The sequence below is a fragment of the Pseudomonas sp. UMAB-40 genome, from assembly GCF_900095275.1.
Classification (GTDB): domain Bacteria; phylum Pseudomonadota; class Gammaproteobacteria; order Pseudomonadales; family Pseudomonadaceae; genus Aquipseudomonas; species Aquipseudomonas mandelii_B.
The window spans coordinates 19,407-31,912 of the sequence record NZ_LT607571.1; the positions used below are offsets into that span (position 1 = coordinate 19,407).

11 protein-coding genes are annotated in these 12,506 nt (G+C 59.6%); 4 read left to right on the plus strand and 7 right to left on the minus strand.

The window, feature by feature from the left end; all coding sequences use genetic code 11:
• Positions 1 to 87 precede the first annotated feature (87 nt).
• From cysG to K0F88_RS25290, 6 genes are all read right to left on the minus strand, one after another.
• Complete coding sequence (gene cysG / locus K0F88_RS25265) at positions 88 to 1,482, minus strand: siroheme synthase CysG (protein ID WP_219097032.1); 1,395 nt, start codon at positions 1,480 to 1,482, stop codon at positions 88 to 90.
• Positions 1,483 to 2,763 carry a serine--tRNA ligase gene (gene serS / locus K0F88_RS25270; protein ID WP_010458913.1) on the minus strand — a complete coding sequence of 427 codons (1,281 nt, stop codon included), beginning with the start codon at positions 2,761 to 2,763 and terminating at the stop codon, positions 1,483 to 1,485. It lies immediately after the preceding gene.
• 15 nt (positions 2,764 to 2,778) lie between these two features.
• Positions 2,779 to 3,153 (minus strand): fluoride efflux transporter CrcB, encoded by a 375-nt coding sequence (crcB, locus tag K0F88_RS25275; protein WP_010458911.1) that lies wholly within the window; start codon positions 3,151 to 3,153, stop codon positions 2,779 to 2,781.
• Positions 3,154 to 4,476 carry a replication-associated recombination protein A gene (locus tag K0F88_RS25280; protein ID WP_219097033.1) on the minus strand — a complete coding sequence of 441 codons (1,323 nt, stop codon included), beginning with the start codon at positions 4,474 to 4,476 and terminating at the stop codon, positions 3,154 to 3,156. It abuts the gene before it with no gap.
• A 140-nt stretch (positions 4,477 to 4,616) separates the two neighbouring features.
• Positions 4,617 to 5,240, minus strand: coding sequence for an outer membrane lipoprotein chaperone LolA (lolA, locus tag K0F88_RS25285; RefSeq protein ID WP_007904916.1), 624 nt, complete (start codon positions 5,238 to 5,240; stop codon positions 4,617 to 4,619).
• A 78-nt stretch (positions 5,241 to 5,318) separates the two neighbouring features.
• Positions 5,319 to 7,727 carry a DNA translocase FtsK gene (locus tag K0F88_RS25290; protein ID WP_219097035.1) on the minus strand — a complete coding sequence of 803 codons (2,409 nt, stop codon included), beginning with the start codon at positions 7,725 to 7,727 and terminating at the stop codon, positions 5,319 to 5,321.
• Positions 7,728 to 8,034: 307 nt separating this feature from the next.
• Between K0F88_RS25290 and trxB the strand changes: the two genes are divergently transcribed.
• The 4 genes from trxB (at position 8,035) to infA (ending at position 10,823) form a co-directional block, all read left to right on the plus strand.
• On the plus strand, positions 8,035 to 8,994 hold the full coding sequence (trxB, locus tag K0F88_RS25295) for a thioredoxin-disulfide reductase (RefSeq protein WP_094468033.1): 960 nt from the start codon (positions 8,035 to 8,037) through the stop codon (positions 8,992 to 8,994).
• A 64-nt stretch (positions 8,995 to 9,058) separates the two neighbouring features.
• Positions 9,059 to 9,739 carry a leucyl/phenylalanyl-tRNA--protein transferase gene (aat, locus tag K0F88_RS25300; RefSeq protein WP_094468034.1) on the plus strand — a complete coding sequence of 227 codons (681 nt, stop codon included), beginning with the start codon at positions 9,059 to 9,061 and terminating at the stop codon, positions 9,737 to 9,739.
• A gap of 57 nt (positions 9,740 to 9,796) precedes the next feature.
• The gene (locus tag K0F88_RS25305) at positions 9,797 to 10,504 is read left to right on the plus strand and encodes an arginyltransferase (protein WP_219097037.1); all 708 of its coding nucleotides are present in this window, start codon (positions 9,797 to 9,799) and stop codon (positions 10,502 to 10,504) included.
• A gap of 100 nt (positions 10,505 to 10,604) precedes the next feature.
• Complete coding sequence (gene infA, locus K0F88_RS25310; RefSeq protein ID WP_002553999.1) at positions 10,605 to 10,823, plus strand: translation initiation factor IF-1; 219 nt, start codon at positions 10,605 to 10,607, stop codon at positions 10,821 to 10,823.
• 412 nt (positions 10,824 to 11,235) lie between these two features.
• On the opposite strand, the gene K0F88_RS25315 is transcribed toward infA, so the two are convergent.
• Positions 11,236 to 12,252: an IS110 family transposase gene (locus K0F88_RS25315; RefSeq protein WP_219097039.1), complete on the minus strand. Its 1,017-nt coding sequence runs from the start codon at positions 12,250 to 12,252 to the stop codon at positions 11,236 to 11,238.
• Positions 12,253 to 12,506: the final 254 nt, after the last annotated feature.

Genomic DNA, 12,506 nt, shown 5'->3' on the forward strand with positions numbered 1-12,506 from the left:
CACAGGGATTTGAGTGATGCCAAAGATTGCAGCTTCACCACATGACCTGTGGGAGCGGGCTTGCCCGCGATGGGAACGACTCGGTCTCTAAACTTGCGCCTGAGCCCCTTCAAACCACGCCAGTTTCTCGCGCAATTGCACCACTTCCCCAACGATCACCAGTGTCGGCGCATGCACTTCATGCTCCGCCACCAGTCGAGGAAGATCAGCCAGCGTGCCGGTAAATACCCGCTGATTGACCGTGGTGCCCTGCTGAATCAGCGCCGCCGGGGTGTCCGCCCCGCGACCGTGCTTGATCAACTGCTCGCAGATGATCGGCAAGCCCACCAGCCCCATGTAAAACACCAGGGTTTGTGCCGGCGCGACCAGGTCGGCCCACGGCAAGTCGGTGGAACCATCCTTCAAGTGGCCGGTGACAAATCGCACCGACTGCGCGTAATCACGATGAGTCAGCGGAATCCCGGCATACGCCGCGCAACCGCTGGCGGCCGTGATACCCGGCACGACCTGGAACGGGATGCCATGGGCCGCCAGTTCTTCGATCTCTTCACCGCCGCGACCGAAGATGAACGGATCACCGCCCTTCAATCGCACGACCCGTTTGCCTTGCTTGGCCAGGTCCACCAATTGCTGATTGATCTGGTCCTGCGGCACGGCGTGATCGGCGCGACGCTTGCCGACGTAGACCCGCTCGGCATCGCGACGGCACAAATCGAGAATCGCCGGGGCGACCAGACGGTCGTAGAGCACCACATCGGCTTGCTGCATCAGGCGCAAGGCACGGAAGGTCAGCAAGTCGGGATCACCGGGACCCGCGCCCACCAAATACACTTCACCGGTGGCGACCGGCGCTTCGCCATTGATCTTTGCCAGCATCAAGCGTTCGGCTTCAGCGCCCTGCCCGGCCAGTTGCCGGTCGGCAATCGGGCCCTGGAACACATCTTCCCAGAATGCCCGACGCTGCTGCACATCCGGGAACAGGCGTTTGACCTGGCTGCGAAAACGCGCCGCCAGACCGGCCAGTTGACCGTAGGTGGAAGGAATCCAGGTTTCCAGTTTGGCGCGGATCAGCCGCGCCAGCACCGGCGCGTCGCCGCCGCTGGACACCGCGATGATCAAGGGAGAACGGTCGACGATCGCCGGGAAGATCACGCTGCACAAGGCGGGCGCATCCACCACATTGACCGGCACGCAACGCCGATGGGCATCGGCGGAGACTTGCGCGTTCAGCGGTTCGTCGTCGGTGGCGGCAATGATCAGCCCGCAACCGTCCATGTCCGCTTCGAGGTAGCCCCGTAACAGGCACTCGCCACCGCTGCCGACAACCAGTTCGCGCAGTTGCGGTTCGATTTCAGGTGCGACCACCCGCAGCAGCGCACCGGCTTCGGCCAGCAGGCGGGATTTGCGCAAGGCAATCTCCCCCCCACCAACGACCAACACACGACTGCCGCGAAGGTTATGAAACAGCGGCAGATAATCCATTTAGCCGATGACCTCGAGGCCACCCATGTACGGTTTCAGCACTTCAGGCACACGGATCGAACCGTCGGCCTGCTGGTAGTTTTCCAGCACCGCCACCAGGGTACGACCGACCGCAAGACCCGAACCGTTCAGGGTGTGAACCAGCTCAGGCTTGCCGGTTTCCGGGTTGCGGAAACGCGCTTGCATACGACGGGCCTGGAAGTCGCCGCAGTTGGAGCACGACGAAATCTCGCGGTACTTGTCCTGGCTCGGGATCCACACTTCCAGGTCGTAAGTCTTGACCGCACTGAAACCCATGTCGCCGGTGCACAGTGCAATCGTGCGATAAGGCAGTTCCAGCAGTTGCAGAACTTTCTCGGCGTTGGCCGTCAGGCCTTCCAGCGCGTCCATCGAGGTCGACGGCTCAACGATCTGGACCATTTCGACCTTGTCGAACTGGTGCTGACGGATCATCCCGCGGGTATCGCGACCCGATGCACCGGCTTCACTGCGGAAGCACGGGGTGTGGGCGACGAACTTGATCGGCAGCAGTTTCGAATCGACGATTTCGCCAGCGACGATGTTGGTCAGCGACACTTCAGCCGTCGGGATCAGGTACAGATCGGCTTCGCCTTCGCGGCTGATCTTGAACAGGTCTTCTTCGAACTTCGGCAGCTGACCGGTGCCTTGCAGCGCTGGAGCCTGGACCAGATACGGCGTGTAAGCCTCTTCGTAACCGTGTTCGCTGGTGTGCAGGTTGATCATGAACTGCGCCAGGGCGCGGTGCATGCGAGCGATCGGGCCGCGCAGCAGGGCAAAACGAGCGCCGGACAGCTTGGCGGCAGTTTCGAAGTCCAGCCAGCCGAACTTCTCACCCAGGGCCACGTGGTCCTGGACCGGGAAATCGAACGCGGTCGGGGTGCCCCAGCGGCGCACTTCGACGTTGCCGTCTTCGTCATCACCAATTGGCACGGATTCGTGCGGCAGGTTCGGGATGCCGAGCAGGATCGAATCCAGATCGGTCTGGATCCCGTCCAGCTCGACTTTACCGGCACTCAACTCGTTCGCCATGCGCTCGACGTCGGCCATCAACGGCGCAATGTCTTCGCCGCGCTGCTTGGCCTGACCGATGGATTTGGAGCGCGCATTACGTTCAGCCTGCAGTGCTTCGGTGCGGGTCTGGACGGTCTTGCGCTGTTCTTCCAGCGCTTCGATGCGCGCAACATCCAGCGTGTAGCCACGGGATGCCAGGCGGTCCGCTACGTCCTGAAGGTTGCTACGTAACAGTTTGGAATCGAGCATGTCGGTCTCTCGTTATCAAAGTTTGGTCAAGGACAGGCCAGCCCAGGTCGCGAGCAGCCCGCCGAATACGCTGATGGCAGCATAGCCCAGGGCCAGCGGCATTTGCCCGGTTTCGAGCAGGCGCACCGTATCCAGTGAAAAGGATGAAAAAGTCGTCAGCCCCCCGAGGAAGCCGACCATCAACCCGGCGCGCACCTCGATCGGCACCTCCGGGCGTAGCAAAAACAGACCGTATAGAACGCCGATCAGCAAACAGCCGACGATATTAACGGCCAGCGTCGCGGTATAGAAGTGCCGCGGCCAATTAGCGTTGACCCAATTACCGGTGGCAAAACGCAACAGAGTCCCGGCGACACCGCCAACGGAGACCGCAATAACCAAAGGAATCACTTATTTTCTCCGCTGCCGGGGGCTTAGACGGTCAAGTTGTGCGAGGTGATTGAGCTTTTCGCCGATCTTCAGCTCCAGGCCACGAGGCACGGGCTGATAGAACGGTTGCGGCTCGAGTTCTTCCGGGAAATAGTCTTCGCCGGCGGCATAGGCGTCCGGCTCATCGTGGGCGTAACGGTATTCATCGCCGTAACCCAGTTGCTTCATCAGCTTGGTCGGTGCGTTACGCAGGTGTAGCGGCACTTCCAGCGAACCGTGTTCGGTGGCGCTGCGCATGGCGGCCTTGAAGCCCATGTACACCGCGTTGCTTTTCGGCGCGCAAGCCAGATAGGTGATGGCCTGGGCCACCGCCAATTCACCTTCGGGACTGCCGAGGCGCTCCTGCACTTCCCACGCCGCCAGGCACAGGCTCAGGGCACGCGGGTCGGCGTTACCGATGTCTTCGCTGGCCATGCGCACCACGCGCCGAGCCAGGTACAGCGGATCGCAACCGCCGTCGATCATCCGCGCGAACCAGTACAACGCGCCGTCGGGATTGGAGCCGCGCACCGATTTATGCAGTGCGGAAATCTGGTCGTAGAACGCTTCGCCGCCCTTGTCGAAACGCCGACGGGTATCACCGAGCAGACTTTGCAGCAGATCGACACCGATCTCGCTGTTGTCTTCCGCCAGGTCCGAAGCGTTTTCCAACAGGTTCAGCAGCCGTCGGCCATCGCCATCCGCAGCGGACAGCAGCATCTGGAAGCCTTCATCGCTGAGGGTCAACTGCCGCTTGCCCAGGCCACGCTCTTCGGTCAGCGCCCGGTGCACCAATCTGCGCAGGGCCGCTTCGTCGAGGCTTTTGAGCACGTAAACCCGTGCCCGGGAGAGCAACGCGTTGTTGAGTTCGAACGAAGGGTTTTCCGTGGTCGCGCCGATGAAAATCAGCGTGCCGTCTTCAACGTACGGCAGGAATGCATCCTGCTGCGACTTGTTGAAGCGATGCACTTCATCGACGAACAGGATGGTGCGTTTGCCGTATTGGCCGGCCTGCTGCTTGGCGATTTCCACCGCCTGACGGATTTCCTTCACGCCAGCCAGTACCGCCGAGACCGTTTCGAAGTGCGCATCCGAGACTTCCGCCAGCAATCGCGCCAGGGTGGTCTTGCCCACGCCCGGCGGGCCCCAGAAAATCATCGAGTGCAGGGCACCCTGCTCCAGGGCTTCGCGCAAAGGCTTGCCGCGAGCGAGCAGGTGTTCCTGACCGACGTACTCGTCCAGATTGGCCGCACGCAGGCGTGCAGCCAAAGGTTGAGCGATCGGGGCACTGCGAAACAGGTCCATCACGTACTTTTAAAACCTCGCTATGAACACCGCATCCCTCTGTAGGAGCCGGCTTGCTGGCGATGGTGGATCAGTCGACACTAATGTTGAATGACAAACCGCCATCGCCAGCAAGCCGGCTCCTACAAGGGTTTTGCGCTTTACTCCTGGATCACGTCGGCACCCTTGGGGATGTCGAACTTGAACTTGGACGCCGGGATCGGCTCGTTGGCCTTCACGCCGGTGAACAGGATGTTGGTGCGCTGACCGACGCTGTCGATCAGTTGCATGTCATTGACCAGGCCATTGCGGAACGACAGACGCAGGCTGTCGAACAGGGTGTCCTTGGTTTTCGGCTTCAAGGTGAAGTCGATCACGCCGCCAGCTTCCTTGGCACTGATGTCGAAGCTCTGGCTGATCTTGGACACGTCGCCGGACAGCAGCAGCGCCGGGGTCTGGGTCAGGCGCTGGTCAAGGGTCTTGATGGTGACCTGCTCCAGGTCCGGGTCCCACAGGGACACCTTTTTGCCATCGGAAACCATCAATTGCTCTTGCGGTGCGTCGGTATGCCAGTAAAACAGGCCAGGACGCTGCAGGGACATTTGCCCGGCCGTTTCCTGCAACTGGGTGCCGCTGCCATCCAGCGTCAGCTGAGAGAAGCGCGCAGTCAGGGTCTGGGATTTTTCCAGCAGTTGGGTCAGACGCGCCACGTCCTTGTCATCGGCGTGGGCCGAGAGCGTGGTCAAAGCCAGTACCGGCAGCAACAGCATGCGGATAAGACGCATGGGAGTCCTCATAACATTCGTGGGGGGTGCGGCGGCGCATCACCGCGCCGCCGCTTTTCAATTCAAGGCAGATTCAAATCAGTCGCGTACCGGGCCAGGTGCCAGGACTTCACGCGAACCGTTGGTATTCATGGACGTCACGACCCCGGCCATTTCCATGGCTTCGATCATGCGTGCGGCGCGGTTGTAGCCGATTTTCAGCTTGCGCTGAACCGCAGAGATGGACGCACGACGGCTTTCCAGTACGAACTGCACCGCTTCGTCGTAGAGCGCATCGGATTCGCTGTCTTCGTCGCCACCGCCACTGCCGCCGTCGAAACCGCTACCGGCCTCTTCTACACCGGCCAGGATCTCGTCGTTGTATTCCGGTGCACCGCGCAGTTTCCAGGCTTCAACCACCCGGTGAACCTCGTCATCGGACACGAACGCACCGTGGACACGGATCGGCAGGCTGGTGCCCGGCGGCATGTAGAGCATGTCACCGTGGCCCAGCAGTTGTTCGGCGCCGCCCTGGTCGATGATGGTCCGGGAGTCGATCTTGCTCGACACCTGGAACGCCATGCGCGTCGGAATGTTGGCCTTGATCAGACCGGTGATCACGTCAACGGACGGACGCTGGGTCGCGAGGATCAAGTGGATACCGGCCGCACGGGCCTTCTGCGCGATACGGGCGATCAGTTCTTCAACCTTCTTGCCGACGATCATCATCATGTCGGCGAATTCGTCGACGACCACAACGATGGTCGGCAGCTTGGTCAGCAGCGGCGCTTCGTCGTGAATGCTTTCGCGCTTGTACAACGGGTCGGTCAGCGGCGTACCGGCATCCTGGGCTTCCTTGACCTTGGCGTTGAAGCCCGACAGGTTTCGAACGCCCATCTTCGCCATCAGTTTGTAGCGACGCTCCATCTCCGCCACGCTCCAGCGCAGGGCGTTGGCCGCGTCCTTCATGTCGGTCACGACCGGGCACAGCAAGTGCGGAATGCCTTCGTAGATCGACAGCTCGAGCATTTTCGGGTCGATCATGATCAGCTTGGCGTCTTCCGGGCCGGACTTGAACAGGATCGACAGGATCATCGCGTTCACGCCCACCGATTTACCGGAACCGGTTGTACCAGCTACCAGCAAGTGCGGCATTTTCGCCAGGTCAGTGATGACCGGCTTGCCGCCGATGTCGTGGCCCAGGGCCAACGTAACCGGCGACTTGAAGTTGTCGTACTCGGGGGTCGACAGCACTTCGGAGAAGCGCACGATCTGGCGGTCTTCGTTGGGAATCTCGATACCAACGGTGGTCTTGCCTGGAATCACTTCCACCACGCGCACGCTGGTCACGGCCAGGGAACGTGCCAGGTCTTTCGCCAGGTTGGAGATGCGGCTGACCTTGACGCCGGCCGCAGGCTGGATTTCGTAACGGGTAATCACCGGGCCCGGGTGGATCGAATCCACCGAGACTTCGACGCCGAATTCCTTGAGCTTGATTTCCAGCAGATGGCCAACCGCAGCCAGGGATTCAGGCGAGTAATTGAGTTGTTTCTTTTCTGCCGGGTCGAGAATCGAGATCGGCGGCAAGGTGCCTTCGACGGCACTGTCGACGAACAACGGCGCCTGTTTCTCTTTTTCCACGCGTTTGCTGGGCGCCGATGGCTTCGGCGGCGCAGGGGCAATCACCGGCGGCACCTGCTTCTCGCGGTCCGACATGTGTTTGCTCAGGGCCTGCTCACGTTCGATCAGGCGTTCCTTGACCTTGGCTTGCTCGCGTTTGTCGGTGACGGTCGGCGCAACCACGTCATGCACACGGTCGTCGACTTCACGCAGCTGCGCCACCAGTTGTTTGCGCTCGACACGGGCGCTCCACCAGCGATTGGCCGCGCCCTGGAACAGTTCGAACAGGTCGAGGGTGATCTTGCCGGTAACGTCCATCACCTTGAACCACGACAGGTCGGTGAACACCGTCAGGCCGAACAGGAACAGCGCGATGAACAACAGCGTGCTGCCCTGGATGTTCAGCGCGTTCCTGGCCAGGTCGCCAAGGCTTTCGCCCAACGCACCGCCAGCACCGGCCGGCAGACCGGTCGCCGCATGGAAATGGATATGCGCGAGGGCCGCGCCCGACAGCACCAGAAACACCAGGCCGATCAGGCGCCAGGAGAACAGCCAGCCGCTCCACTGCCACTGTTCGTGGCGCTGACGGAAGATCTGATAGGCCTTGATCGCCAGCAACAGCGGGAAGATGTAGGCGAAGTAACCCAGCACCATGAACAGGATATCGGCGCTGTAGGAGCCGACCGGCCCGCCGAAGTTCTGTACGTCGTCGATCTTGCTGTTATGGCTCCAGCCCGGATCGTCCTTGCCATAGGTCAACAAGGCCATCATCAGGAACAGGCACAGGCCGCCGATGGCGATCAATGCACCTTCCTTGAGCCGGTAGTGCAAGTGCTGGCGCCAGAGTGGAACGACGACTGTTTTGGGTGCTGCGGTGGATTTCTTCAAAACGCTTCTTTTCCTGCGCCCTGGGCGCGTCCATCTGTTGAATGACTATAAAAAACTGCCCAATCCAGGCAGGTAAAAAAGTTAACACGCGCAACTGGGACTACTTTTAACATTGCGCCCCGGTTTTTATAAACACGGTACGCACAGCTTATTTTGTTTCAACCACTGTTACAGACGGCATTGTACGGGTTTGTTCGCCCGATGCCATGCTTGAAGCCCTTCGGTGTAGCATAGCCAAAAGCACGTTACGCGCGTTTCAATTTGAGCATGCATTCTCTTTTGTGACAAAGGCTTATGAGGTGTTTTTATGAGCGAACCGAAGCATTCCCGCCTGATCATTCTGGGTTCCGGCCCTGCCGGATACAGCGCAGCCGTTTATGCCGCCCGCGCCAACCTCAAACCCGTTGTCATTACCGGCATACAGGCAGGTGGCCAGCTGACCACGACCGTCGAAGTCGATAACTGGCCCGGCGACGTTGAAGGCCTCACCGGCCCGGTGCTGATGGAACGCATGCAAAAACACGCCGAGCGCTTTGCCACCGAGATCGTTTACGACCACATCCATACCGCCAAGTTGCAACAACGCCCGTTTGAGCTGATCGGTGATGGCGACACTTACACCTGCGACGCCCTGATTATCGCGACCGGCGCTTCCGCGCAGTACCTGGGGCTGCCTTCGGAAGAAGCCTTTGCCGGCCGAGGGGTTTCGGCCTGCGCCACGTGCGACGGATTTTTTTATCGCAATCAAGTGGTCGCGGTGGTCGGCGGCGGCAACACCGCCGTTGAAGAAGCGCTGTACTTGTCGAACATCGCCAAGGAAGTCCACCTGATTCACCGGCGCGACAAGTTGCGCTCGGAGAAGATTCTCCAGGACAAACTCTTCGAAAAAGCCGCCAACGGTAATATCCGCCTGCACTGGAACCAGAATCTCGATGAAGTGCTGGGTGATGCCAGTGGCGTGACCGGCGCCCGCCTGCGCGACAGCCTCACGGGCGAAACCCGTGAATTGGCGCTGGCCGGCGTGTTCATCGCCATCGGCCACAAGCCCAACACCGACCTGTTCGAAGGCCAGCTGAAAATGCGTGACGGCTATCTGCTGGTCAAGGGCGGCAGCGAAGGCGATGCCACGGCCACCGAGATCCCGGGCGTGTTCGCCGCCGGCGACGTGGCCGATCACGTCTACCGCCAGGCCGTAACCTCCGCAGGGGCTGGCTGCATGGCCGCGCTGGACGCCGAGAAATACCTCGACGACATTCCCACCGTTTGACGGCACACTTCACGGCGGGCCCTCCAGCCCGCCACCGCCCTCCCCTTCTGCAAGCCCGGATGCCATGCTGACTTGGTTACAACGCAACACCCTGACGTTTCCGCCGCTGGAAAAAGCCATGCGCGACCCCAACGGTTTGTTGGCCGCGGGCGGCGATCTGTCCGCCGATCGTCTGATTCAGGCTTATCGCCACGGCTGCTTTCCATGGTTCTCGGAAGGCCAGCCGATCCTGTGGTGGTCGCCGGATCCGCGCACCGTGTTATTTCCCGACGAACTGCATGTCTCGCGCAGCCTGAATAAATTGCTGCGCCAGCAACGCTATCAAGTGACCTTCGATCAGGATTTTGCCTCGGTGATCAGCGCCTGCGCCGCGCCTCGGGATTACGCCGACGGGACCTGGATCACTGACGCGATGCAGACGGCTTACCTCGAACTGCATCGGCGTGGCTACGCGCATTCCGTGGAGGTTTGGGATGATGGCGTGCTGGTCGGCGGGCTCTATGGCCTGGCGATGGGTCAGCTGTTTTTCGGTGAATCCATGTTCAGCCGCGCCGACAATGCCTCGAAATATGGCTTTGCCACGCTGGTACGACACCTGAAAGACTCAGGTTTTGTACTGATCGACTGCCAGATGCCGACCGACCATCTGCACAGCCTCGGCGCCCGAGCGATTCCTCGGCGCGATTTCGCCAACTTTCTCGCGCAACATCTCGATCAACCCAGCAGCGCCACCTGGGTTTGCTGAGCGACTTTTGCCCGTGTGGCTTACACTTAATCCAAAGCTTATTCCCGAGGGTTGATCATGACCGAGTTGGCGCGTTTGAAGTTTTATGCCACTCAGCCCCACTCTTGCAGCTATCTGCCCGAGGAGCAGGCCACGACCCTGTTCCTCGACCCTAGTCAGCCCATGGATGTGCATGTCTACGCAGACCTGTCTGAAATGGGTTTCCGTCGCAGCGGCGATCATCTTTACCGGCCTCATTGCCAGAATTGCAATGCGTGCGTCCCGGCGCGCATCCCTGTGGCGCAATTTACGCCCAACCGTCAGCAGAAACGCATTTTCAAACGTAACGCCGACCTGCAAGTGCGCCCGGCCCGGCCGAAATTCAGCGAAGAGTATTTCGATCTCTATCAACGCTACATCGAACAGCGTCACGCCGATGGCGATATGTACCCGCCGAGTCGCGACCAGTTTTCGACGTTCCTGGTGCGTGACCTGCCGTTCTCGCGATTCTACGAATTTCGACTCGAAGGCCGGCTACTGGCGGTCGCCGTTACCGACTTGCTGCCGAACGGTCTGTCGGCGGTCTACACCTTCTACGAGCCCGAAGAAGAACGCCGCAGCCTGGGTCGCTACGCGATCCTCTGGCAAATCGCCGAGGCCCAGCGCCTTGGACTGGAAGCGGTCTACCTCGGCTACTGGATCAAAAACTGCAAAAAGATGAGCTATAAGACGCAATATCGCCCCATCGAACTGCTGATTAATCAGCGCTGGGTCATCCTGAACTAGAACCCCTTGGCTTAAACCCCATTTTTCGGGCACAATGCACGCCGCTTTTGCCTGGCGCAGTTGCACCGGGCCATTCATTGGACACCGAGGGCTTTACTGCATGTCGAAAGAAGACAGCTTCGAAATGGAAGGCACTGTCGTCGACACCCTGCCCAACACCATGTTTCGTGTGGAGTTGGAAAATGGGCACGTCGTAACCGCGCATATCTCCGGCAAGATGCGCAAGAACTACATTCGTATTCTTACCGGTGACAAAGTGCGCGTCGAGCTGACGCCCTATGACTTGAGCAAAGGGCGCATCACTTACCGCGCTCGCTAATCAAGTCAATACAAAACGCCCGGTGTATGCCGGGCGTTTTTGTTTGTGCGATTTGGTGGTTTTTTTGGTTCTTGGGTTTTGGGTGTATATCCGTTGCTGCGGTAACGGCTGAATATGGTTTCGCTCTTACAGCGACTCACTTTTCCAAACGCCGAAAAGTAAGCAAATGTATGGTCAGCCCATCTTCTGCCACCCAGCATTGATGAACGGTAAATCGAGCTTGCGCTAATGTATCCGGGCTCAGTGTGAGCACGGATAGTGCTCGGCCCTTGATGAGTAGTCGCTCCTGCCTGTCCTTTAAAAAGGCTTCAGCCTCCAAAGCTTTTTTGCTTATCAGGTTTTCAGCCAGGATGTCTGCCGTTTATCGTCATCAGCTACTGACGTCGCAAAAGCCGGTGGTAAAGCGTACGGATCAAGCCAAAAGCTGTGAGTTGTAGGTGCCGCCCTTGGTTAATAACACCCAGATGATTCTGGCCATTTTGTTCGCCAGGGCACAGGCCACTTTGTTCAGCGGCTTGCGGGCGAGCAAGTTATTGGCCCACCTACCAAGGGCGTCGGTGCGGTGATCGACTCGGTACAAAACGGTGTGAGCGCCCTGTACCAGCAGGCTTCTTAGGTATTTATCGCCCCGTTTGCTGATGCCGAGGAGGACCGTTTCGCCACCTGTTGAATACTGTCGCGGCACCAACCCCAACGAGGCGGCGAAGTCGCGGGACGATTTGAAAACCGAAGCGTCGCCGACATCGGCCACCAGAGCGCTAGCGATGAGGGGGCCGATGCCGGGGATGCTTTGCAAGCGTTGGCCGGCGTCACTTTGGACGAGGTTTTGCTTGATCTCGACATCCAGTTTTTTGATCTCGCCAGTCAGGTGCCGAATATCTTCAAGCATGCGCTCAATGGCGTTTATCAAACGGATGGGCAGTTCACGGCTTTGCATCAGGCCCGAGACCCGATCAAGGGCGGCGTATCCGGCGGGAAAGATGACGCCGAACTCCAGGAGAAATCCATGCACTTGATTGATGACGGCGGTGCGTCGACTGACCAATGACTTGCGCAGTCGGTGCTCAGTGCACAGCAACTGCTGTTCTACGGTTTTGACTTGGACCGAACGGGTTCTAGGGCGCGAGGCCGCTTCACAAATGGCCTCGGCATCAATGAAGTCGTTTTTGTTGCCGGTGACATAGGCCTTCACATGTTGCGGTGCGATCAACTGCACTTGATGGCCTTGCTCCTTGATTTTCCGGGCAAGCCACTGAGAACCGCCGCAAGACTCCATGGCAATTTTGCAGGTCGAAATCTGCGCCAGATAGGGGAGCAATTGGTTGCGGTTGAGCTTTTTACGCAGCACCTGATGGCCCCTGGCGTCCTGTCCATGCAGGTGGAAAGTGTTCTTGCCGATGTCGATACCCAGAAGCGTCACGGTATTCATGAGAGATCCTCCTTCGGTAAAGAGAGCGCCCCGGCAAGTTTAGACTCGCCGAGGTTCTCGCCGGGCTGACCATCTCATTAAGGCTTTGCCCCGGCGTACGGCACTTCGCTACGGTATCCATCAGGGGACATCGCCTACGGTCTGCTTCGCGACGACCTCCTCTCGATGTGTTCGGCTTCGCCGAACGGCGCTACGCGCCTAATCCCCTGATGAACACCTACGCTCGGCCTGCCGAAGGGGCAAAAGGTCAAAAG

Coding starts and splice junctions, on each gene's coding strand:
- trxB (WP_094468033.1), top strand. CDS start 8,035: ATGAGCGAACCGAAGCATTCCCGCCTGATCATTCTGGGTTCCGGCCCT.
- K0F88_RS25315 (WP_219097039.1), bottom strand. CDS start 12,252: ATGAATACCGTGACGCTTCTGGGTATCGACATCGGCAAGAACACTTTC.
- cysG (WP_219097032.1), bottom strand. CDS start 1,482: ATGGATTATCTGCCGCTGTTTCATAACCTTCGCGGCAGTCGTGTGTTG.
- K0F88_RS25305 (WP_219097037.1), top strand. CDS start 9,797: ATGACCGAGTTGGCGCGTTTGAAGTTTTATGCCACTCAGCCCCACTCT.
- K0F88_RS25280 (WP_219097033.1), bottom strand. CDS start 4,476: ATGGACCTGTTTCGCAGTGCCCCGATCGCTCAACCTTTGGCTGCACGC.
- infA (WP_002553999.1), top strand. CDS start 10,605: ATGTCGAAAGAAGACAGCTTCGAAATGGAAGGCACTGTCGTCGACACC.
- lolA (WP_007904916.1), bottom strand. CDS start 5,240: ATGCGTCTTATCCGCATGCTGTTGCTGCCGGTACTGGCTTTGACCACG.
- aat (WP_094468034.1), top strand. CDS start 9,059: ATGCTGACTTGGTTACAACGCAACACCCTGACGTTTCCGCCGCTGGAA.
- serS (WP_010458913.1), bottom strand. CDS start 2,763: ATGCTCGATTCCAAACTGTTACGTAGCAACCTTCAGGACGTAGCGGAC.